The 23,552-nt window shown below is 50.2% G+C and carries 20 protein-coding genes; 11 read left to right on the forward strand and 9 right to left on the reverse strand.

The genetic code is table 11. The features are described 5' to 3' along the window. Positions 1-14: 14 nt before the first annotated feature. Positions 15-1,103, forward strand: coding sequence for a LacI family DNA-binding transcriptional regulator (locus tag AC0YN3_RS08275; RefSeq protein WP_475774631.1), 1,089 nt, complete (start codon positions 15-17; stop codon positions 1,101-1,103). A 7-nt stretch (positions 1,104-1,110) separates the two neighbouring features. Continuing rightward, positions 1,111-1,758 (forward strand): hypothetical protein, encoded by a 648-nt coding sequence (locus tag AC0YN3_RS08280; protein WP_475774632.1) that lies wholly within the window; start codon positions 1,111-1,113, stop codon positions 1,756-1,758. Positions 1,759-1,919: 161 nt separating this feature from the next. Here the strand turns inward: AC0YN3_RS08280 and AC0YN3_RS08285 are convergent, their stop codons facing one another. From AC0YN3_RS08285 to AC0YN3_RS08295, 3 genes are read right to left on the reverse strand one after another with little or no spacing between them, the layout of a single operon-like run. Next, complete coding sequence (locus AC0YN3_RS08285; protein WP_475774633.1) at positions 1,920-3,095, reverse strand: glycoside hydrolase family 130 protein; 1,176 nt, start codon at positions 3,093-3,095, stop codon at positions 1,920-1,922. A 26-nt stretch (positions 3,096-3,121) separates the two neighbouring features. Then, complete coding sequence (locus AC0YN3_RS08290; RefSeq protein ID WP_475774634.1) at positions 3,122-4,333, reverse strand: AGE family epimerase/isomerase; 1,212 nt, start codon at positions 4,331-4,333, stop codon at positions 3,122-3,124. Continuing rightward, a complete protein-coding gene (locus AC0YN3_RS08295) occupies positions 4,330-5,304 on the reverse strand; it encodes a glycoside hydrolase family 113 (protein ID WP_475774635.1) in 975 nt (324 codons plus the stop codon). The genes AC0YN3_RS08290 and AC0YN3_RS08295 overlap by 4 nt, the downstream gene beginning before the upstream one ends. 314 nt (positions 5,305-5,618) lie before the next feature. Here AC0YN3_RS08295 and AC0YN3_RS08300 point away from each other — a divergent pair, with 314 nt between their 5' ends. From AC0YN3_RS08300 to AC0YN3_RS08320, 5 genes are all read left to right on the forward strand, one after another. Further along, positions 5,619-6,938, forward strand: coding sequence for an ABC transporter substrate-binding protein (locus AC0YN3_RS08300; RefSeq protein ID WP_475774636.1), 1,320 nt, complete (start codon positions 5,619-5,621; stop codon positions 6,936-6,938). Positions 6,939-7,026: 88 nt separating this feature from the next. Beyond that, on the forward strand, positions 7,027-7,917 hold the full coding sequence (locus tag AC0YN3_RS08305; RefSeq protein ID WP_183559420.1) for a carbohydrate ABC transporter permease: 891 nt from the start codon (positions 7,027-7,029) through the stop codon (positions 7,915-7,917). Positions 7,918-7,920: 3 nt separating this feature from the next. Next, complete coding sequence (locus AC0YN3_RS08310; RefSeq protein WP_183559418.1) at positions 7,921-8,751, forward strand: carbohydrate ABC transporter permease; 831 nt, start codon at positions 7,921-7,923, stop codon at positions 8,749-8,751. Positions 8,752-8,830: 79 nt separating this feature from the next. Beyond that, positions 8,831-9,592, forward strand: a complete 762-nt coding sequence (locus AC0YN3_RS08315; protein ID WP_475774637.1) for a response regulator transcription factor — start codon at positions 8,831-8,833, stop codon at positions 9,590-9,592. Between the two features lie 138 nt (positions 9,593-9,730). Continuing rightward, positions 9,731-11,539 (forward strand): ABC transporter ATP-binding protein, encoded by a 1,809-nt coding sequence (locus AC0YN3_RS08320; protein WP_475774638.1) that lies wholly within the window; start codon positions 9,731-9,733, stop codon positions 11,537-11,539. Between the two features lie 61 nt (positions 11,540-11,600). Here the strand turns inward: AC0YN3_RS08320 and AC0YN3_RS08325 are convergent, their stop codons facing one another. Further along, positions 11,601-12,440 carry a LysM peptidoglycan-binding domain-containing protein gene (locus tag AC0YN3_RS08325; RefSeq protein WP_475774639.1) on the reverse strand — a complete coding sequence of 280 codons (840 nt, stop codon included), beginning with the start codon at positions 12,438-12,440 and terminating at the stop codon, positions 11,601-11,603. 233 nt (positions 12,441-12,673) lie between these two features. Here AC0YN3_RS08325 and lacZ point away from each other — a divergent pair, with 233 nt between their 5' ends. Further along, positions 12,674-15,781: a beta-galactosidase, LacZ type gene (gene lacZ / locus AC0YN3_RS08330; protein ID WP_475774640.1), complete on the forward strand. Its 3,108-nt coding sequence runs from the start codon at positions 12,674-12,676 to the stop codon at positions 15,779-15,781. Positions 15,782-15,830: 49 nt separating this feature from the next. On the opposite strand, the gene AC0YN3_RS08335 is transcribed toward lacZ, so the two are convergent. The 4 genes from AC0YN3_RS08335 to AC0YN3_RS08350 form a co-directional block, all read right to left on the reverse strand. Further along, positions 15,831-16,520: an AIM24 family protein gene (locus tag AC0YN3_RS08335; protein WP_183559407.1), complete on the reverse strand. Its 690-nt coding sequence runs from the start codon at positions 16,518-16,520 to the stop codon at positions 15,831-15,833. Next, positions 16,517-17,002 (reverse strand): hypothetical protein, encoded by a 486-nt coding sequence (locus AC0YN3_RS08340; protein WP_475774641.1) that lies wholly within the window; start codon positions 17,000-17,002, stop codon positions 16,517-16,519. Before AC0YN3_RS08340 ends, AC0YN3_RS08335 begins: the two co-directional genes overlap by 4 nt. Before the next feature lie 138 nt (positions 17,003-17,140). After that, a complete protein-coding gene (locus AC0YN3_RS08345; RefSeq protein ID WP_475774642.1) occupies positions 17,141-18,136 on the reverse strand; it encodes an aldose epimerase family protein in 996 nt (331 codons plus the stop codon). A gap of 149 nt (positions 18,137-18,285) precedes the next feature. Then, a complete protein-coding gene (locus AC0YN3_RS08350; RefSeq protein ID WP_475774643.1) occupies positions 18,286-18,648 on the reverse strand; it encodes a LytTR family transcriptional regulator DNA-binding domain-containing protein in 363 nt (120 codons plus the stop codon). Positions 18,649-18,812: 164 nt separating this feature from the next. On the opposite strand from AC0YN3_RS08350, the gene AC0YN3_RS08355 reads away from it, so the two are divergent. After that, the gene (locus AC0YN3_RS08355) at positions 18,813-19,910 is read left to right on the forward strand and encodes a lactonase family protein (RefSeq protein ID WP_475774644.1); all 1,098 of its coding nucleotides are present in this window, start codon (positions 18,813-18,815) and stop codon (positions 19,908-19,910) included. A gap of 67 nt (positions 19,911-19,977) precedes the next feature. Beyond that, positions 19,978-21,207, forward strand: coding sequence for an MFS transporter (locus AC0YN3_RS08360; protein WP_475774645.1), 1,230 nt, complete (start codon positions 19,978-19,980; stop codon positions 21,205-21,207). Between the two features lie 96 nt (positions 21,208-21,303). On the opposite strand, the gene AC0YN3_RS08365 is transcribed toward AC0YN3_RS08360, so the two are convergent. Continuing rightward, entirely contained in the window at positions 21,304-21,912 is a 609-nt protein-coding gene (locus AC0YN3_RS08365; protein ID WP_475775105.1) for a transglutaminase-like domain-containing protein, read from the reverse strand. A 256-nt stretch (positions 21,913-22,168) separates the two neighbouring features. On the opposite strand from AC0YN3_RS08365, the gene AC0YN3_RS08370 reads away from it, so the two are divergent. Then, entirely contained in the window at positions 22,169-23,530 is a 1,362-nt protein-coding gene (locus AC0YN3_RS08370; protein ID WP_475774646.1) for a DUF2087 domain-containing protein, read from the forward strand. The last annotated feature ends 22 nt before the right edge of the window (positions 23,531-23,552 follow it).

The raw sequence follows: 23,552 nt of genomic DNA on the forward strand, positions 1-23,552 counted from the left end.
GGTGGAGTTTTTCAATGTCAAAGAAGGTTACCATGCAGCAGATTGCCGATTATTTAGGCGTCTCTAAGTTTGTTGTCTCCAAGGCGCTTTCCGGCAAGGGCGGAGTTAGCGAAGCAACGCAGGAGCGCGTCATACAGGCCGCATCACAGCTGGGTTATTTCTCTCAAAAAAACGCGTACGTCAAAACGATGAAGCTCGAGCAGCTTCCTAAGGCGCCTGCCGCAGGCAAGCAATCGGTGCTTGTGCTCATGCCGAACATTCGTTTCCAAACGAAGGAGTCGCTTTATTGGGGACGGATTCTGGATGGCATTGCGGCCAGGCTGGAAGAGGGCGGCTATGGCATGGTCATCGTCTCCGAGCAAAGCGTCGATCATTTCTTGCATTTCCTCAACCCGAACGGCATTCTCGGTATAATTGGCGTTGGGGAAATATCGACGCCGCTGCTGCTTGAGGTGCACCGAATCGGCCTGCCGATGGTATTGGTGGATCATGAAGATATGCTCATTCCTAGCGATACGGTTTTTACGAACAACTATGAATCCATGTACCGCCTGACCAAGCATTTGATCGGCAAAGGCCATGCGCAGCTTTGTTTTGTTGGAGATATTCATTATTCCCGGAGCTTTAAGGACCGTTTTCTCGGCTTCCGAAGCGCGATTGAGGAGCATATGGAGGAAGCATCGCGCTTCTCGATAAGCGGAGATTATTATTTGTCTGTTGAGGGCTTCGAGCATGAGCAATTTCAAGAGCCGATAAAGCAATGGGCGATCAAAAAAATAAAGGCAAAGACGCTTCCAACGGCGCTGCTTTGCGCAAATGACATGATCGGAATCGGTGCGGTAAAAGCGCTGCAAGAGCTTGGCATCAAGGTGCCGGATGAGGTGTCGGTTACCGGCTACGATAATATCGACGATTCATTCAGAATGTCGCCTGCGCTTACGACCGTGCATGTGCCTAAGGAGGCGCTTGGCAAACGTGCCGTCGACCGTCTAATTGCTCGTATCGAGAGCAAGCAGGAGCCTATGGAAAAGCTATTGGTTGCAGGAGAGCTGCTTTACCGGGAATCGACGGGGCAGGCGAGCGCAGCAATTATAGGGAGCTGAGGCATTCATGTTATTTAAGAATCTGTTCTCGAAATGGAAGTCAGTAAGCCCAGTATCTGCCCCCATAGAGAAAACGCCGCTCGTAGTTGACAGCACGCCTGATTTGCCTCAGGAATTCGGCTATAAGTGTCAATGGTTTGCTGTTAATACAACGGATACAGAGCGCGTTGCGGCTTTTCTGAAGGGGAAAGGCATTATTGCAGCGAATTGGAAAACAGGCATGGCAGGTGCGTATAGCGGCAGCTGTTTTGTAACGCCTCAAGTGAATGGTTGGACGTTTATCATCCAACCGTTTATGCGGGAAATAGACGATAGCTCGAGTGAAGGAGCAAGAAATAAAGCCCAGGCGCTAAGCGGTTTTTTCGGGGAAGCCTATTATTTCGGAAATTATAGGGTTTCCAGCTATTATGCTTGGTGCAAGGCGATAAATGGTCAAGTTGTCCGGGCTTTCGGCTATGGCGATGGAGAAGTTCTTATAGATGAAGGCGATTTGACGGAGGAAGAGCATCAAATCGCCTTTTTTACAGCCGATGATGAGGAAGAATGGCTAGGCGAGGAGGATGTGTTGACACTCGCCCAACTATGGACAACGTCAACCGTTAGCTTTGATGGCGATTTCGAGCCGGGAACCGGGTTTTTACTTGCGTTTGATTAATTCGGGTTGGTTGTTTGAAAGGAGGGAGAATGCGATTGGGAAGAATGGGATCATTCATAATAGTGATATGGTGAAGGGGAACGCATCATAGGCAATGATTGAAAAAGGAGTGTCCATTAGATGCCGTAGCACCTAATGGACACTCCTTTTGCATATATGGATTAACCTTGAAGCTGCAGATTGCGGTCGATCAACGCGATGCGCTGCTCTACGCAAGCATATGAGCGCAGCGGGTCCTCCGGCGTGTTCAGGCAATAATCAAGCAATTGGTCAACCGTTGTGGCAGCTACATGGCAGCGAGTGTCCGAAGAAGCGTAATAGATGTAAACGTCGCCGTTGTCCCGGGCAATGACGCCGTTGCAGAACGCAACGTTCGATACGTCGCCGACGCGCTCTATGCCTTCCGGCGCAAGCAAGTGGCCGCCTGGGCGATGGGTTACTTTACTTGGCTCCTGCAGATCGGATAGGAATGCGTAAAGGACGTAGCGCAGGCCAGCCGCCGTATTGCGAACGCCATGAGCGATATGAATCCAGCCTTTATCGGTCTTGATCGGAGCAGGACCCTGACCGTTCTTCACTTCTTTAATCGTATGGTAGTGGCGCTCGTCTATAATAACCTCGCGCTCAACAACCGCATTCTCGATCGTATCCGAAAGTCCCCAGCCGATGCCGCCGCCTGAGCCCGTATCGATGAAGCCATCCTGCGGGCGTGTGTAAAAGGCATATTTGCCGTCTACAAACTCTGGATGCAGCACGACATTACGCTGCTGATTCGATGCCGTTTTGAGATCGGCAAGGCGTTCCCATTGCTTCAGATCCTTCGTTCTTACAATGCCGCATTGTGCGATTGCGCTGGACAGATCGCCTTTTGGGGCAGCGGGATCCTTTCTCTCGGTACAGAACAAGCCGTAAATCCAGCCATCCTCATGCTGAACAAGGCGCATATCGTACACATTTACGTCTGGATTGCTCGTCTCTGGCAGAAGAATCGGATGCTCCCAGAAGCGGAAGCCGTCTACCGGGCTGTCGCTCTCGGCAATCGCGAAAAAAGACTTCCGGTCATTGCCTTCAACGCGGGCAACCAGATGGTATTTGCCGTTTAAGAATATCGCGCCGGGATTAAAAACGCAGTGAATGCCAAGGCGTTCCATGAAAAAAGGATTCGTCTCGGGGTTGAAGTCATATTTCCAAGCGAGCGGTGCGTGTGCCGCCGTTAGGACAGGATGCACATAACGGTCGAATACGCCGTTGCCCAGTGCTTCAGGCTCGTTCTTTTGCGTGACAAGAGCCTCGTACCGCTCTGTCAGCAACTGCTTGCGTTCAGTGAATTTACTCATGTATATCATCCTCCATTAAAGTTGAATTAGTGTGCCGCGGCTGTGCCGCTTAGGCGTTCAATCATTTCAAAGCAAGCGCGTCCATTGTGATACGGACATTTCCAAGGGCTGACCTTCTCGGCATTGTCGCTCGGAGAACCGTCCCGGTTAACGCTCCAATGCCATTCGCCATAGGTTTCATCGACAATAAACCGTTCAATAAACGACCAGGAGCTTAGAGCTGCGTCACGGTATTTCTCTTCTCCGGTCATTTGGAAGGCGTTGTAGAACCCAACGACGGCTTCGGCCTGCGGCCACCAATCCTTGCGCGTATCAATCAAGCCGTGGGGACCAGCCTCGTTCAGTAATCCGCCATCGCTGTCTACGCCTTCGTTCAACGTAGCTTCAGCCATGCGGATTGCAATTTTTTTCGCTTCCGCAAGCAATTCCTCGTCGCCAAGTACCTCTGCTGCTTCTACAAGCAGCCAGCTGCCTTCAATATCGTGACCGTAGGAAATATGCTCGGATTTATAGTTCCATTGCTCGTCGAAAAATAAAATGAAGTGCGCATTCACCGGGTTAATGATGTGCTTAATGGTCATTTCAATGAGCGATTTCAGCTTGGCGTGCAGCTCATCGGATTTCCAAATGCGGTATAGGTTCGTATAACCCTCCATCACGTGCAGATGCGTGTTCATGGATTTTTTCTCATTCAAATCCTTTTCGCTCAGGCTGTTATCATCGGTTTCCCGCCATTCGCGCGTAAGTGCCTCGAAATAACCTTCATATTGCTCGTCAAAGCTGTAACGCTCAAGCGTATGGAAAAGCTCAATCGCTTGCTTCAGCGATTCCTCGTTACCGGTAGCCCGGTAATACTCGGAGTAGGCATAGATGGCAAAGGCTTGGCCGTAAACCTGTTTTTTGGTTTCGAGTGGCTGTCCCGCCGAATCTACCATCCAATATAGCCCGCCGTATTCAGAGTCGACAAAGTGCTCGTTGACGTAGCGGTAAGCACGGTCGGCAATCTGCAGGTAGGCTTGGTTCCCGGTCAAGCGGTATGCGGAAGCAAAGGTCCACAATATACGGGTGTTAAGCACCAAGCTTTTGCTAGCCTCAGGGTTAACGGTAAGATCACGGCTCATATAGCCAAAGAAACCTCCGTTTTTCTCATCGACCGTATGTTTCATCCAGAAACCGAGAATGTTGGATTCAAGCTCCTGTTGAATGCGGTTTAGCCACTGCTGGTTGCTTTCATTCATGAAATCGTTCCTCCTACCTTTGACTCGCTGATCTTCTTTGCGTAATAATCGTGAACGGTTTTTTCGGCCTGCTTGCCATACATGCAGTAATCATCGTTAGCTGCCGCATCGCTTTCCTCATAAAGCCGAGCCGGCCAATCCCAGAGCATGAAGCCCCCGACCCAGTCCCGCTTATCGGACGCACCGAACATCGTTTCGTAGAATTGCCGCTGGACTTCTTCGCTTGGCGCACCTTGCAGGCCCCAATCATTCGGAATATGCTGCGAGCCTTCGCGGCTAGGGCAGCCTGCTTCCATGAAGAAAAATGGCTTGTCGTAGGCAGAGACAACCTTCTCAATGCGATTCAGCTGCTCCTCCCAATCCCCAATCGGATAGTAGCCGCTGGAGGAGATTACGTCGACAGCATCCCACCATTTCACTTGGCCCTCTTGGTATTTGTCGCAGTTGTACGTAACAACTCCGGAATAAACCTTGCGGACCTCCGCAATCAGCTGGCGCCACTCCGTTTCCCGGCGATCCGTTTGAACCATCTCGCAGCCGATACAAAACATTTCGCATCCCGTTTCCTCCGCGATTCGCGCATAGTGCAAAATGAACGCGGTGTAGGAAGCGAACCAATCCGACCATTTGGGCTCGCAAGGAACATCGAGATCGAAGAAATTAATATGAGCGCGCCATGTTCCATCCGCACAGTTGACAACGGGCTTTAAGCAAACCTTTAGATCAAGTGCCTTGGCTTGCTGGATCGCAGTAAGCACCTCGTCATCCGTAACGGTAGGGGCTTCGCCAAATTTGATTTCAGTTGCCTGTGCATGGTCTTGAAGAGCGCCCAGCGCTATTGCCGTCCAGTTCACATGCAATCGCTCGGCCATAAGCGCCATGGATTGCTCCGCTTTTGGCCCGGTCCATGTACCGCGTACGCCCGTCCAGCCCCAAGTCATGCCGCCGATATAGGCCGTTTGCTTCGTCATTCGTGTCGCCTCGCTTTATGAATTATTTTTGTTATTGCTAATAAATGTTTTTGTTATATAACAAGTAAACATGATTTAAGGAATGTTTGCAATACCTTTCTTAGCTATCCGGAGGTTTGGCAGCTTTGCTTCATTTAATAGCGCAAAACAGGACCGGTTTTTGTAAATATTTCAGCTTTTAAGCGAAAGATAGCGTTTTCATGCAATGTCAGTTGAAGACTAGAAATCATATTTTAAACCATTTTAGATCCGCCTGTTATGCGGTATTATCAATTTGTAAGCGGAATCAAAACGAACTAAGGGGGATTTTAAAAATGAAAAAAACTGTTTCGTTAGCACTTGCTTCTGTAGTTATGCTAACAAGTCTTGCTGCTTGTGGTGGGAATAATACTAACACAAATGAGAATACGGCAACAAACAAGCCAAGCACGAATGATGCTGCAACAAACAAGCCGGAAAACGGCGGTACCGAGGAAGCAGCTAAAATTACGGGAGATGTCGTTTTCTTAACGAATCGTACAGATATGATCGACAAGCAATACGTGGATTACGAAAAACGTTTTGAAGAGAAATATCCTGGCGTTGACCTGAAGTTCGAAGCGATTACCGACTACGACAAAACGTTGAAAATTCGTATCGCTTCCGGCGATTTCCCTGATGTTGTATTCACGCCTACGATTCCGAATGCCGAGCTTCCGAATTATTTCGCTCCGCTCGACGATATCACATTCTCAGGCGACATACACTTCAAGGATTTGAAGGCGCAGGAAGGCAAGATGTACGGCATTTCCTCCGGCGGTTCGACGGTAGGTATCGTGTATAACAAGAAAGCATTCGAGAAAGCTGGCATTACCGCTCTTCCGAAAACATACGACGAGTTCCTTGCAGCATCCCAGAAGCTGAAGGATGCAGGCATCGTGCCGCTCGCTTCCAACTTTAAAGACAAATGGCCGTTAGACGTTTGGGTGTACGATATGCCAACCCTGCTAGCTGGCGCTTCTGACCACCAGAATAAACGCGCTGAGAGCGACACGCCTTACACAATGGATAACGCATACGGCAAATCATGGAGCATTATCCGTGAGATGCATACCAAAGGGTTCCTTGAAGCAGACGTGAACTCGACGAACTGGGAGCAATCGAAAAAAGACGTAGCATCCGGTAAATTCGGCATGTATCTCCTTGGCAACTGGGTCATCAACCAAGTTATCGAGAATGGCGCAGCTGCAGAAGACGTTGGGTTCTTCCCATTCCCTGTCGACAACTCCGGCGAAGCAAAAGCGCCGCTTAATCCGGATTTCTTCTACGCAGTCAACAAAAACGGCAACGTAGAAGCAGGAAAAGCATTCGTGCAATGGATGATCGAGGAATCAGGCTACGATGATTTCGCGGGCTTCATCCCAACGCTGAAGGATAAAGAATCCAAGCTTCCGCAGCTTTCTGAGTTCAATACGTTCAGCCCTAAATTTTTCGAGCCGGCAGCTCCAGTCGACGCTGCAACGGAGATTCAGAACAAAGCGCAGCTTGACCAAGCCGCAGTCGTTCAAGAATTCGTATTGTCGAAGGATCCGCAAAAGGTACTCGATAAAGTGAACACGGCGTGGGCGAAAGCGAAAAAAGATCTAGGTCTGTAAAGGGTGCAGGCAGGATGGATATTCCGGATTCTGGTTATCCATCCTGCCCATTCCGATTAGAAAGAAGCAGGGAGGATGGGGTTGTCTCATGTTTAGCAGATTGCCTTTCAAAACACAGAAAAATTACGTAGTCATTGGATTCGTCGCATTGCCGCTGCTGCTGCTGCTGACATTCGCCTATTATCCGGCGCTCGAACTCATTCGGTTAAGTTTCACAAGCTGGGACGGACTAAGCTCCAACAAACCATGGATCGGATGGTCCAATTACAAAGAAGTTTTTGCCAATCCGGCTATCTTCGGCGTATTCAAACATAACTTTGCCTATTTCGCTGTCGGAATCGTACAGAACATCGCGGCCATCTATTTTGCAGTCGTGCTGAACAGCAAGCTTAAAGGGAAAAACTTTTTTAGGCTGCTGCTATTTTTACCGTACATCCTAAACGGCGTTGCTGTAGCATACTTATTCGGTTACGTATTCGATACGACTAACGGTTCCTTGAACTACCTGCTCGGACAGCTCGGTTTCGATGCTCTGTCCAAGACGAGCTGGCTCGGCAGCGGCTCATTTGTCAATTACACGCTCGCTTCCATCGGCTTTTGGCGGTTCATGGGTTTTAACATGGTTATCTATTTAGCGGCGCTTCAATCGATCCCGAACGACATTTATGAGGCTGCGTCGATTGACGGGGCGAACGGCTGGCAGAAATTCAAAAGCATTACGCTTCCGAACATTTATAAAATCATTGAGCTTAATTTGTTCCTCACGGTTACCGGTGCATTGGAGGTCTTCGATCTCCCGTATATTTTGACTAAAGGCGGACCTGCTGGTTCAAGCGAAACGTTCGTTATGAAAATCGTCGAGACAGCCTTCCAGTTCAACAATTACGGTCTTGCATCCGCGATGAGCGTCGTCTTATTGCTCTTTGTTGTCATCGTTTTATCGATTCAGCGCTTTTTGTTGAAAGGAAAGGGGGAATAATCGATGAATAAATCCAATAAGCTTTGGGACACAGTGAAATATTTCAGCCTAGTATTGGCGGCATTTGCGATTTTATTCCCGCCTTATATTATCGTGGTCAACGCTTTCAAGACGAAGGATGAATTCCATACCAAGTCAACGATTGATATGCCGGATAGCTTTCTTTACTTGAAAAACTTCGCCCAAGCGTTCAAGCAGGCGGATATGCTGCATGCATTCGGAAACACGCTATTCATCATTGCGGTTACGCTGATTTTGAATATTTTGATCGGATCGGCCTTCTGTTATGCAGTCGGACGCTTCGATTTCAAATTCAAGGGAGCGATTGTCGGCCTGTTCCTGTTCGCAACGATCATCCCGGCGATTACGACGCAGGTGGTCAACTACAAAACGATCCAAACGCTTGGGCTAACGAACAATCTGATGGGTCCCGTTCTAATTTATGTAGGGGCGGACATCCTTCAAATCTACATTTACCTGCAATTCATTCGCAACATTCCGAACGAGCTGGATGAAAGCGCGATGCTGGAGGGTGCTTCCCTGATCCGGATCTTCCGCTCTATCATTTTCCCGCTGCTCGCTCCGGCCACGGCGACGATTGTTATCCTGAAGACGATCAGCATCTACAATGATATGTTCATCCCGCTGCTTTATCTGCCGCGAGCCGAGCATGTCGTGGTTTCCACCTCGCTCATGCGGTTTTTCGGTGTGAACAGCGGAGACTGGCAAATGATTTCCTCAGCGATACTCATCATTATGATTCCGACGGCCATCCTTTATCTTTTCTTGCAGAAATATATATTCGCGGGTGTGACAAGCGGTGCGGTGAAATAACCGCCCGCTTTCTTTCCGTTGCGGTCATGCGTATTTTAGCGCAAACTAGAGGAGGATCACGCGAAGGGAGCGAGCATGAATGAACATTATTATCGCGGACGATGAGGAATTCATTAGGCTTGGCCTGCAAAAAATTTTGACGAAAATGGACTTGGATATCCAAGTAATCGGTTCTTACAGCAATGGGATGGATGCGTGGGCTCATATATCCAAGCTGGGTGACGGTGAGCTAGACGTGCTTATAACAGATATCAAAATGCCGATGATGGACGGCTTGAGGCTTATCGAGCATCTGCGGGACAAGAAGGTAGCAACGATTGTGCTAAGCGGATTCAGCGAATTCGAATACGCGCGCAAGGCGCTTCGCCACGGCGTTCGCGATTATTTGCTCAAGCCCGTCGACAAGTCGAATTTGTATGATCTGCTTATCAAAATCAAGCAAGAACGCGGCGAGCAGGCGCAGCCTGGGGAAACGAACGATACCCCGCAGCCAGCTGAAGCGATCTCTAAGGAAAAGGAGCATCATGTCATCGAGCAGATGAAATCCATCCTGGAGCAGGAATACGGCAAAAACTTCGAAATGGAACGCATGGCTGAAACGGTCGGCATGAGCGCCAATTATTTGAGCCGCCTGTTTAAGCAGGAGACGGGGATGACGCTAACCGAATATTTGATCGACATTCGGATTGAGAAAGCGAAACAATTTCTGACCGATCATCCGAATTTGAAAAACTATGAGATATCGCAGCTGGTTGGCTATAGCGACCCCGTTTATTTCAATAAGCTGTTTAAGAAAATGACAGGCGAGACGCCAAAGGATTATAAAGGCAAGCATCGGTAGGCCTTCAGCCAAAAAGAATACAAGAAGTGCAAGAATACATCTTTACAGCTGCACAATATGAGCGTAATATTGTGCCGTAGCGCTTAGAATAAACACGCGTTTATTAACGAACGGAGCTACAGAGGGATGGGTAGAGCAATGTCAGAGAGAGTGGAAAAAGCCCGCTTAAGCGCAGCAGCGAAAGGGCTAGCCAGCACGTTCGAAAACGCATCGCTGGAGCAGGATGCGAGTCCGTTGAAGTTTTTGTTTTCCCTATACAAAGGAAATTTCGCCAACTTGTTCGTTTCATTGTTTTTTCTGCTGATCAAGAGCGCGCCGATTTATGTGCTGCCAATCGTAACAGCGAACATCATCAATATCGCGACAAACCCGGCGAAGCATTCGATCAGCGGGATATGGATTAATTTCTTCATCATCCTGATTGTCATTTTGCAAAACATACCGACGCATGCCGCTTACATATCCTTTCTAAGCCGCGCGGTGAGATACGTGGAAGCGGGACTTCGCAGCGCGCTTGTCCGGAAGCTGCAGCAGCTTTCGATCAACCAGCACCGCGAGCTGCCGGCAGGCAAGCTTCAGTCCAAGGTGCTTAGGGACGTTGAAGCGGTTGAGATGATGTCGAAGCAATTCATGATCGCGCTCGCTCCGGCTGTCGTGAATATTATCGTTTCCTTTGTCATTACGCTGAACAGCAGCTGGATCGTTTCTTTGTTCTTTGTCCTTACGATTCCAATGTCGATCACGATTGTGACGATCTTCCGCCGCAAGATCAGAAAGTCGAACAAGGAGTTCCGCAAGGAAATCGAACAAATGTCCTCGCGCGTGTCGGAGATGGTAGAGATGATTCCAATAACGCGGGCACATGGATTGGAAAAGGTAGAAATCGAGCGGATCGATTCGACCCTGCGTAATATCCAAGGCAAGGGCTACCGACTCGATTTGGTAGAAGCCTATTTCGGGTCGACGAACTGGGTTACGTTCCAAATCTTTCAGGTGCTTTGTCTGATCTTTACCGCTTATCTGGCTTATAACGGTGAAATACAGGTCGGCGACGTTGTCATGTACCAAGGCTTTTTCGCTATGATCTTAGGGTCCGTTACCGGACTAATCAATATTTATCCGCAAATTGCAAAAGGGCTCGAGTCCATTCATTCGATCAAGGAAATATTGGTATCGACCGATATCGAGAATAACAGCGGCAAAAGAAAGCTGGCTGGCGTGCGCGGCGAATTTTCGTTCCGCGGCGTCGAGCTTTCTTATCCGGGCAGCGAGCATCATGTGCTTGAGGACGTGACGCTTGACGTCGGTGCGGGAGAGTGTATCGCATTCGTTGGTGCATCCGGCGCGGGCAAATCGACGGTTCTTAATCTCGTCATTGGTTTCTTGCAGCCCACTGGCGGGAAAGTGATGATGGATGGCATTGATCTAGCGGATATCGATTTGCGCAGTTATCGCAAGCATCTGGCTGTCGTGCCGCAGACGAATATTTTGTTCTCGGGAACGATTCGCGACAACATTACTTACGGACTGCGCGATATTACGGATGAGCAGGTACAGCGCGTAGTTGATATGGCCAATCTCTCCGAGTTTATCGGACAACTGCCCAACGGTCTGGAAACGATGGTTGGCGAGCACGGCGGCAAGCTCTCCGGCGGCCAGCGCCAGCGGATAGCGATCGCTCGCGCGCTCGTGCGCCAGCCGAGCATTATCATACTGGATGAGGCGACATCCGCCCTCGACAATGAGTCGGAGTTTCATGTGCAGAAGGCGATGCAGGAGCTTATCAAGGGCCGTACGACTTTCATTGTCGCACACCGCCTGTCAACGATTCGCGATGCAGACCGCATTGTCGTTATGAAGCACGGACGGATTGCCGAGGTTGGTACCTTCGAGGAGCTAATGGCAAGCAAAGGGGAATTTTATAACCTCAAGCAGCTTCAACTGTAAAGAGAGAAGAAAGGTCGATCAGGCGAAAAAGCCGGATCGACCTTTTTGATCGTTTGGCAGCTTATAGCGACCACCATTTAAGCATGAGGTAGGGATCAACCGAGTGGTAGCTTGGAGAACTTTTATAAATACCGAAGTGGAGGTGCGGGACAAATTTTCCCTCGGTGCCTTCAGGTCCATAGCCGGTGCTGCCCACATTGCCGAGCAATTGCCCGGCTGACACTTTGGCGCCTTCCTTGATGCCTGCCGCGTATTTGGACAAATGCGCGTAATAAAACGTGGTTGCGGCATCGACGCGGACGGTTACCCGCCAGCCTCCATACTCATTCCAGCCTGCGTTAACGATCGTACCGGGAAGAGCGCTGTAAACGGCAGTGCCTTTGGGAGCCAGAATATCGACGCCTTCATGGCTTCGGGCTTCGGAGCCGTCCGTCGACCAGGTACGAGAATCCGCATAGGTGTTGGAGAATGGCGTATAGGTGCCTTTGGGCAGCGGAAACACGCCGTTTGCATATTGGCCGGGCAGCTTTGGAATACGGATATCAAGGCCGGACCATACGTTATTCGGGTCCGGGAGCTGCGGGTTGGCTGCGATCAGCTTCGGAAGCGGGATGGCTGAACGTTGGGCAATCTTCCACAGGGTATCGCCTTGCAGTACGGTTGCGGCAACAAATTCCGGCGGATCCGGAACGAGCAGCTTTTGTCCGATGGCAAGCGAGTCAGAGGTCAATCCGTTTAGTTTTTTCAATTGCTGAACGGTCGTGCTGTGCTTGGCGCCAATGATCCATAGAGTGTCGCTCGGCTGTACGGTGTAGGATGCGGCGGAGCTGAACGAAGGAGCTGCGGTTAAAAGAGCGAAGACAGCCGCGCTGTAAAGCAGACGTTTCATGCCTTTTTTCATGTGGTCTCTTCCCTTCTATGTATAAAGATGGCTTGCTCTTCCATTCTAATGGAGTAAGCGCTTTATTTTTAGCGGTAAATGCTGGGTAGAACGATGGGAGTCAATGGGAGTTGGATATTTAAAGATATTCATAAATTTATATATAATATTAAAATTCTTTTATTAAACGCACAATCCTAATGGATTATAATGTGAATATCATTTAATTCTAACGTAATGAGGTGCTTGGATTTATGCGAAAAAAGCTCGTTTACTCACCGCCTGCAAACGGTTACCCGGAGTGGAATAATAACCCTGAAATTTTTCGGATCGACCGAATGGATGCTCATGCTTCATTAATGCCGTTTGATACGGTTGAAGAGGCACTCGAAGGAAGCCATAACAAGTCCGCCAACTATTTCACGTTGAACGGCGAGTGGAAATTCGCGTTTGCGGCCAATGCCGATGCACGTATTGCCAACTTCTATGAGGCGGACTTCGACCATAGCGCTTGGGATAGCATTAAGGTTCCTGCCCATTGGCAGCTGCAAGGCTATGATTATCCGCAATATACGAATATTAGATACCCATGGGACGGCAACGAGGATATTAAATCGCCGTTCGCTCCGACGGCGTACAACCCGGTTGGCTCATATGCACGTACGTTTACCGTGCCTGCCGGCTGGAGCGGGAAACCGGTGTTTATCAGCTTCCAAGGCGTAGAGTCGGCATTCTACGTTTGGTTGAACGGGGAGCTTGTCGGCTTCAGCCAGGATACGTTTACGCCGTCTGAATTCGATCTAACGCCGTACCTCGCCGAGGGAGAGAACAAGCTTGCAGTTGAGGTATACCGCTGGAGCGATGCGAGCTGGCTGGAGGATCAGGATTTCTGGAGGATGAGCGGTATTTTCCGTGACGTGTATTTGTATACGACGCCGGAAGCGCATATCTACGATTATTTTGTCAAAACAGAGCTGGATGAGCAGTACCGTAATGCGGAGCTCATTATTGACGCAAAGCTGCTCAACTATTTCGTGAAGCCGCTCGGAAGCCTCACCTTGGAAGCTGCGCTGTATGACGCGAATGGCAACGCCGTGTTCGAATCACCGTTGACCGTGCAGTCGCCGGTTGAAGGCGAAGGACTGACAGCGGTCCAGATGAACAGAACGGTAGACAACCCGCTTAAGTGGAGCGCTGAGCATCCGAATTTATATACGTTGGTGCTTAGCCTGAAAGCAGAAGACGGAACGTTATACGAGGCGATCAGCTGCAAGGTGGGGTTCCGCAAGTTCGAAATCAAAGACGGTCTTATGCAAATCAACGGACGGCGCATTATGTTCAAAGGCGTTAACCGCCATGAGTTTTCCTGCGATACGGGCAGGGCGATTAATGAGGCGGACATGCTGAAGGATATCCTGCTTATGAAGCAGTACAATATAAATGCGGTGCGCACCTCCCATTATCCGAACGATTCGCTTTGGTATAGGCTTTGCGATGAATACGGCTTGTACGTTATCGATGAAACGAATCTGGAGACGCATGGCGCATGGTCCTATGACCAGAAAGAGCTGGGAGCGGCTGTGCCGGGAAGCTTGCCGGAATGGACGGGTGCTGTGCTGGATCGCTGCAACTCGATGTTCCAGCGCGATAAGAACCATGCCTCGATCGTCATCTGGTCGCTTGGCAACGAGTCCTTCGGCGGCGACAACTTTATCAAGATGCATGACTTCCTTCGGGATGCGGACCCGTCTCGCGTCGTTCATTACGAGGGCGTCTTCCACTGGCGCGCTTCGGAAGCGGCGTCGGATATCGAAAGCCATATGTATACGAGTCCTCAGGGCGTGGAGCAGTATGCGCGCAGCAATCCGAAGAAGCCGTTCATTCTGTGCGAATACAGCCATGCGATGGGCAATTCCTGTGGAGGCCTGCATGTTTATTGGGAAGTATTCGAGAAATATCCGATTCTGCAGGGCGGCTTCATCTGGGATTGGATTGATCAGGCGATTCGCGTTACGGATGAGAACGGACAGTCCAAAATGCTGTACGGAGGAGACTTCGGCGAGTCGCCGCATGACGGCAACTTCTGCGGGAACGGCATTATTTTTGCGGACCGGTCGGTATCGCCGAAGCTTCAAGAGGTTAAAAAGGTTTACCAGAACGCGAAGTTCGAAGCGGTTGACCTGAAGAACGGGGTAATCCAAATAACCAATCGCCATTTATTCAGCTCGCTTGATGAATTCACGCTTGCATGGCAGGTTACCGTTAACGGAGAGGTTGTTCAATCGGGTACTGCGCTAGCCGGGGCTGCGGCTGAACAAGCAGAGTCGCTTGCGATTCCGTATGAGCTGCCTGAGCTTGCAGGAGCTGAAGATGAAGCGGTGCTTACCGCTTCGCTTCTCTTGAAGGAGAAGACGCTTTGGGCGGAGGCAGGCCACGAAATCGCGTTTGAACAGTTCGTATTGCCAGCGCCGGTTAAGCTGTTGATTGGCGCGGCAGCGGCCAAGCCAACCGTTCAAGTGGAACAAACCTCCGAAGCGCTTATCTTAAGCGGAGGGAGCTTCAAAGCGCAATTTGAGCTGGCAAGCGGAAATTTGAGTTCTTACCAATGGAGAGGCAAGGAGCGTCTGACCAAGGAGCTTGCGCCAAACTTCTGGCGCGCCTACACGGATAATGACCGCGGCAATCAGCAGCATGAGCGCTGCGCAACGTGGCGTGAAGCGGGAGCAGAGCGCGAGCTGCGCGCGATGACATGGGATGCCGGTTCCAGCAGCGTTACGATACGCGTGCAATACGGCTTGCCGACGACCGCTGTATCCTTGTTGTCTTTCATTTATACGGTGAGCGGAGACGGTGAAATCAGCGTGTATGAAGAGCTGCAGCCGGGAGCGAATTTGCCGGAAATTCCAGAGGTCGGCGTTCTGTTCCACATGCCTGCCGAGTATAACCAAATCAGCTGGTACGGCAAAGGTCCTGACGAAACCTATTGGGACCGTCAGACAGGCGGGAAGCTTGGAATTTACAGCGGCGAGGTCCGCGATCAGTTCGTGCCTTACATCCGTCCTCAGGAATGCGGGAACAAGATGGAGGTGCGCCACGCGTCGATTACGAATGCGGCAGGCGAAGGACTTGTCCTGAAAGGCGCGCCGCACTTTGAGCTGAACGTGCTCCCTTACACGCCTTCCGAGCTTGAAGCGCATGATCATATCCATCTGCTGCCGGAGAGCGACAAAACGGTCGTTCGCGTCAACCATAAGCAAACGGGCGTAGGCGGGCATGACAGCTGGGGTCAGCGGCCGGAGAAAGAATATACGTTGTATGCGAATCAGGCATACGCGCATCGGTTCACGCTGCAAGGCATTTAATTGAAATAGAGGCTGTCCGCTCGTCTGATGACGTGCGGACAGCCTTTTTTTATTTGATATAAATACCGCCAAATGGAAGCACCTCGCGAAGGATTCTTCGGATGAAGCCGCCATTCTGCAGCTGCTCCTCCAGCTCGGTATCGCGTGAGCCCGTTTGAATAAGCACCGGGCCTGAACCGCGAATTTCCCACTGGACGTTCATATGCTGGCTTGCCAGCTTATTGCCATAGACCGAAAGCTGAATGGATGCATTCTCGGGGTAAGCGACAAGAGCGCCCGTCTCAACGTATAGCGGACGATCGGGCTGGAGCTGTATCGATTTCACGTCACCGGCCGTTATAAGGCCAAGCTGGCCGGGACCGGAGAAACGCATTCGGACGAACTCCTTGGTAATCCAAGCGTTCTTGAGCTTCTGGATGACCGATTTCAGCTTCATCCCGTCAGAGAAGAAGATCACATGCCGGAAATCGAACAGCAGGTCGCTTTTCTCCTCGATATGGACCGTTTCAAGGGAGCAGCCTGCCGGCAATCCGATAATAAATTCGGATGGACCGGACAGGATCGAACGAATCCAACGTTTCTTGCGATACATGCCGGCGAGGTCCATGAAACGGTCCTCCCGGCTCTGCGGATCCCCTTGGTAGGCGATAATGGACTTGGGGTGGAGGACATGAAGCTTGTCCGGTTCGGAGAGCTGGATATGGACATGGCCGGTCTGGGCGGGAACGGTTATGTTCATCCGCTGATGCCTCTGCCGCGCGTGCCCCGCTGCTTGCGCCATACCAGGTAACGCCAGATTCGTATGGAGATGATATAAGCGGCAAATACGGCTGCTATGATGACGACAGTATAAATCAGCTTGCTCACAAAGGATTGGCGCTCCTGCTTCATACGCGCCATCTCGGCCTGCATATCGGCATTCTGAGCGATGAGCTGCTCGTTCTGCTGTCGGAACTGCTCATTCTGTTCGAGCAGCTGTTGCTGCTTCAGAGCATATTCCTCTGCGGCTTTGGCAGACTCCGCAAGCTTCTGCTGCTGCGCTGCCAGCTCTTCTTTCGCTTCGATATACTGCTGCTCGAGCTCACTGATTTTCTCAGGCGTGTTGTATATGTCTTTAATCCTGTCAAAGAAGCCTGCATGGACGGCAGGTTGAGGCGCTGCTATTAGGATTACGGATATGAGGCATGCAAATATGAGAATCTTCCATATGGATGATCGCATGATGGTCTCCCTTCAAATTTCGACATAGAGGGGGTGATTCTTACATTTTACAATCTTTCCGGGCAATAGTCACTGTCGTCCTTTGGCGTAAAAAAAGGATAGCAGCGAGGGTCGCTGCTATCCTTGGCATTTGGTTTATTATTTCACGTACAAACGGCTCGTTTCTTCCCAAATACCGCCTGCCTCAAGGGAAACAAGTCCGATTTGTTCAGCAGCCAGATCAACGTTCGGAGCGTTGACCAGATTAAGCTGCGGTTCTGGGCAGAAGAAACCCGGCGTTGCTTTGTTGTTCCAGATCATCCACTGTTTATAGGCCGTACCGATATCGTAAACAAGCTTGACTCCCGTGCGCGTATCGGTCAGCTCCATGAGATTGCGGCCGTTCTGCGGCTCAGCAGTGTAATGGTTGTCCATAGACGCCCAGAAAGGCGAAATGCCCGTCGTTTTCATCGCTTCCTCGTCATCCAGAAGCGGTTGGTAGCTGCCAGTTGGAAGCATGCGCTCGCTAAGCTCCCAGCGCTTGCCGGTTGTAAGCGTAAAGCGATAGTCGTCGGCTGTGCTGCCTGGAGCGAACGGCGCATTGATAGTCGTATGGAAGCCGATCAAGCAAGGCATGGCTTCGGTTCCTTCATTATGTACCGATACATGCTGAAGCAGTCCTCTTTCGTTCAAGGAGTAGCGGAGCCTCACGGAGAAGCGGTGCGGCAAGTAAGCATAGATCGGATGCGTTTCGTCGATAGCAATTTTGAGCGAAACGTAGCTTTCCGTCTTATTTGTGCCGAAATCCTCGACGCTCCACGCGGCAGTATGCAGAAACCCATGCAAGTGATTGCCGGTTGCTGCTTCATTCACTGGGAAGGTGTAGGTTCTGCCATTCCAAGTGAAGGTACCGTCCTCGTAGCGGTTAGGAGGGAATAGGACCGGAATGCCATGAACGCCTGGACTCGCGCGGAAGCTGTCCATTTCCTCAAGAGAGGGCTCACGCAGAAATGTATATTGGTTTACTTTATCGCGGAAGGCGATCAGATTGGCACCTACCGCAGGCAAAACGGCCGCTTCGTAAGCACCCCATTGCAGCCAAACGGCTTGCTCGTCATGAAATAATTGTTCGAAAGCTTGTCCTTGCGCAGACATGGAAATCCTCCTAAAAAGTATTTGAATAAAAGCTTAACGCGTCACCGCATAAATGCAAAAAACGTATCCAACCTTAGAATAGCAGGACGGAGCCAAACAAACAACCGCCCTACGCCGCTTACTGCGGATTAGGGCGGCTGCTTAGCCTGCTATTGCGTTATTCGTAAATCTTTGTTCGTCGCGCGCTGCGAGAAGAGCTGCTGAATGACGAATTGCTTGCGGCGGTTGACAGGAAGCTGCTTGGAATCGGTAATCTCTGAATCGAAGAAAATGGACCCGCCCTCGATCATTTTGATTTTACCGATATTAATGTAACAATTGGAGCTTACCGGATAGAAGCTGCGCTCGCTGGTAAGCTGTGCAATCTGCTCGACAGTCATTCTTTTCTTTATATTGTAGTTTCTGCCGTGAAAGCTTACGAGCCCCTGCGTACCAAGCTTGAAGTAAAGCACATCCGACTCCAGCTCGAAATCCTCATACACGTTCCGTTCTCTCAGTACAACATTCATCATCTCAATTCCCCCTTTAGAAATGTGAACCACTGATTGTTAGCGCTTACATTGTAACATGTCACAATAGTATTTGTGAAGTCTTTTATAAAAAAAAGACATTGTTTGCTGAAGCGGCATGTGCTATGGTCACTGTAATGCCAAAAAGCCAGAAAGGTTGGATATCAATGAGCAATGAAAATGGACAACCGACAAGCGTGCAAACGCTATATATCGGATCATACGGATCGGCTGAGGAGCATACCATTCATGTTTGTTCTTTCAACGAAAAGAACGGCGAGCTTGCTATTATTCAAGAAGTGAGCGGTCTGGAGAATGCCTCGTATTTGGCGCTGCATCCAAACGGAAAAGTCTTATACGCGGCAAGCGAAACAGAAGCGACAGCGGACGCGAGCGGCGGCTCGGTTGCTGCTTTCGAGATTGACACAGAGGCTGGGACGCTCACTAAAACGGAAAACCGGGTACTTACTTACGGAGCGCATCCTTGTTACATTAGCTCGGATTCCGCAGGGAAGGTACTTTACGCAGCCAATTATACGGGCGGGAATGTTGCGCTCCTTCCGATTGCTGCAGATGGAAAGCTGGAAGCGGCAGCATCGGTTCGGCAGCATGCGGGTGAGCTTGGACCTAATGGGGCAAGACAGGATGCTCCGCACGCGCATTGCATCGTGCCGCTGAATGGATCGCCTTTCGTCTGCGCAGTTGATCTGGGCATCGATGCAATCGTTCTCTATCGCTATGATGAAGAGAAGCGTTCGCTATCGCCTCACGGCATCAGCAAAGTACATCGCGGAGCGGGTCCGCGCCATTTGATTTTCCATCCTTCCTTGCAAACGGGTTATGTGATGAATGAGCTGGATTCTACGATTACCGTATTGAACGTGGATGCTGATCAAGGCATTCTTACGGCAGGAAAAGCAATCTCGGCGCTTCCGGCAGGTTACAGCGGTTACAACGATGCGGCTGATATTCATTTGGGCGCTTCCGGCCGTTATTTGTACAGCTCGAACCGCGGGCATAACAGCATAGCCGTATTTTCCGTGGATCAAGAAACAGGCGAGCTGAGCTTGATCCAGCATGTGGATTGCGGCGGCGAATCGCCGAGAAACTTTGCGCTTACGCCTGACGGCGGCCATCTGCTGGTAGCGCACCAGAAATCAGGCAACATTGCCGTATTTGCGGTCGATGCGGAGACTGGAACGTTAACGAAGACGGCAGCCTCGCTACAATTGCAAAGCCCGGTATGCATCAAATTTGCAAAATAGGTTAGGCCCAGCATGATCCGAACACGGAAATGAGGGCTTTTCGACAAGAAAGGAAGGTCCTGCGATAATGTCAGCACCGCTTGCCTCACAAAATAGCAGCAAAGAGGCGGTTAAATCCGCAACGGTTTATGCCATTTTAATTTGCATCAGCTCCGTCCATCTCATGAACGATATGATGCAATCAGTCGTTTCCGCTTTATTCCCAGTACTCGAGGAATCGCTCAAGCTTAGCATGGCGCAGATCGGCTGGATTGCGTTTACTCTAAATATGACCTCTTCGGTCATGCAGCCCGTGGTTGGATTGATTTCGGACAAAAAGCCGAACCCCTGGATGCTTCCGATCGGAATGCTCTCCAGCATGGCGGGCATGGTCGGCTTGGCCTTTGCTCCGAACTTTTATTTGGTGCTCTTGGCCGTTGTATTCGTGGGGCTTGGCTCAGCCGTATTCCATCCGGAAGGCTCGCGCGTTGTGCATTTAGCTGCCGGGTCACGCAGAGCCTTCTCGCAATCCATTTATCAGGTCGGCGGAAATTTTGGCCAAATGCTCGGTCCGTTAATGACGCTTTGGATTTTTATCCCCCTTGGTCAAAAAGGCGCGGTATGGGGAACGCTGCTGGCCGCTGCTGCCATCATTATATTGATGAAGGTCGTGCCATGGTATAAGTCACAGCTGGCATTGCAGGCGGCGAGGATCGAGCAGCGGAAGGCAAGCGGCGTTGCCGCGAGAGCTGCTCTGGCGCCCCGAGTTGTCGGCTTTGCGCTTGCGATCCTGTTTTTTATCGTGTTCGCCCGTTCGTGGTATGCCGCTGCTATCGGCAATTTCTATCAGTTCTTTTTAGTCGAATCCTATGGCATTACGATCAAGCAAGCACAGATTCCGCTGTTTTTGTTTATGGCGGCCGGCGTAGCGGGCACTTTTTTAGGGGGAATCCTGGCAGACCGGATTGGGCGCAAAAAAATGATGCTGCTGTCTATTCTCGGAGCTGCGCCTTTCGCTTTGGCGCTCCCTCATTTGCCGCTTCCGCTCGTTTATCCATTGATTGTGCTGCTCGGCTTCATCCTGCAATCAGGCTTTTCCGTCAGCGTCGTCTATGCACAGGAGCTTATGCCGGGCAAGGTGGGGACTGCATCGGGCCTTATTACGGGATTAGCGTTCGGCATGGGCGGTCTAGGCGCAGTTGTGCTGGGACACTTAGCGGACAGCCGCTCGCTTAGCTTTGTTATGATGGCATGCAGCGTGCTGCCGCTTATCGGCATGTTAGCGATGCTGCTTCCGAAGGACAGGAAAGAGGCTTAGCGACCGAACGGAGGAGTTTGAACATGCTGCTGTCATGGACGATAACGTATCGTTCGTGGCAGCGGCATTTTTATTCAATATGTTTATCGGATATTGTTATAGTTCATTAGGCAGGCTGTGAAGATACATCGTTTTGCAGTCCGTATTTTGCCGTAATGCCTCGATTGTCTTCAGGTTTGGCAGTGTGAAAATAGTAGGATAATCGACCTCGCCATATTCGGATCGAATCGGAAATGCGAGCTGCTCCGCATCTATTGAAAATTCGGCATGCACCCCTTTCTTATTACCCCTGGCGTCGAGGCGTATCCATTGGTCGTACTTGGCGAGATAGACCCCATTCATTGCATGAATGCAATAACCGCTCTCCGGAGTGTCTCCTAACGTTAGTCGCTGATAACAAAAGCCAGCGGGTATACCTGCCTTTCTCAATAGCGCACTCAGCAGGTTCGCTTTTGCATAGCAGATGCCCTCTTTGTAAAGCAATGCCTCTGAGGCAGTACAAGTAACTCTTGAGCTCTGGATATCCCAAGAATGATCAATTTCGTCACGGACATACTCGTAGCTATTTTTTACGAAGTCAATTGGATCTTTTGATAATGTGGCCAATGTAGCGGATAACTCAACGATTAATGGATGGTTATAATTCACTTCGGCTGTTTCGGTTAGGTAATCGTCTAGGTTACCTGATTCACATGCAAGCTTTATTGCCCCCGCCTCCTTCATCAAGTTCAACCTCTTTTTCTAATATGAAAATAATGCTCCAAAATAAATGCGTCAGAATAATTATGCATCATTGTGTAAAATTATTCAACGGAACTTGAAGTTCTGCTTTTTGGCGTCTATATGGCTAATGACTTAGGGGTGTTAGAAAAAGAAGGGAGTTTGAAATGTGTTGATATAAAACAAACAAAATTATATAATGTCTATAAATTAAACAAACGAAATGATGAGGTGTTTGTATATGAAGTCGGAGGAACGGTTTTGGGATGCTTCGATCGATGAGCTGAAGCAGGGGTATGTCTATGAGGAAACGGAGGGGTATTATTATTGCCTCATATGCGGAGAAGGCTTCGAGGATGGAGAGATTTTTCGGGAGGAGCCATCGGGGAGATGGTTTGAGGCGAGAAAGTACGCCGGACATCATGTGAAGCAGTCGCATGGCTCCATGCTTGATTATTTGCTCGAGCTCGACAAGCGGCATACCGGCTTGACCGATTTGCAGAAGGAGCTCATCCGCGGTTTTGCCAATCAGCTGTCGGACCAAGAACTCATGAGCCTTAGCGGCGCGGGCAGTACCTCAACCATTCGCAATCATCGCTTTGTCCTGAAAGAGAAGGCGAAGCAAGCGAAGCTGCTGCTCGCCATAATGGAGATGATGGAGCAAGGCGCAGCTGCTCCGCGATTCGTACCCGTTCATCGTACTGCCACGCAGGTGGATGAGCGTTACGCCATTACAGAAGATGAGAATGCAGCGTTGCTGAAGCAATATTTGCCGAAGGGACTGAACGGGCCGCTGGCTTCTTTTCCGCGCAAAGAGAAGAGGAAGATTGCCGTCTTGCGCCATATCGCTTCCTTTTTCAAGAATGGAACCAAATATAACGAGAAGGCGGTCAACGAAAAGCTGGTTGCGTTCTGGGAAGAGGATTACGTAACGCTAAGGCGCTATCTCATTGAATACGGCTTTCTTGACCGGAGCGACGATGGGCGTGCTTATTGGGTGAAAGGTGCGGCTGCCAGCAGCGCTGAAGATGCATCGCCAAAGAAACAAGACTCGGAAGCACGAGGCGCAGCACTGAAGCAGGAAACGAAGGCTAAGCAAGGAAAGCTGGGCAAACAGAAATCGCAGGTGAAGACGGAGCAGCAAGAAGACAGTCGAAAGGATGAAGCGAAGATGGATAAAGCGAAGCGCAAGCAATTAACGGCTGAGTATCAGGAGCGCGAACGTGTGATGGGTGTATTTCAAATTAAAAATAATGCCAATGGCAAGCTGTATATCGGAGGCTCGACCAACCTGGATGCACTGTGGGGGAAAGAGCAATTTATTCTGAATATGGATACCCATGCGAATAAGGAGTTACAGAAGGAATGGAAGCAATTCGGCAGTGAAAACTTTTCTTTTCTCGTTCTTGAGACCGTTAAATTGGATCAAAAGATTCGCTATGATTATAAAGACGTTTTGGATCCGGAGGGCCGTCAGCCCGTTGATATGGTGCGTCAATACAACCGGGAGGTCGGTGCATTGAAGGAGCAGTGGCTGGAGAAGCTGCAGCCATTCGGCGAGAAGGGTTACCATGCCGGGGAAGAGAGCGGTAACACGGAATAATTTCGAATGAATAAGGGAGTGT

Source organism: Paenibacillus sp. J22R232 (assembly GCF_056269165.1).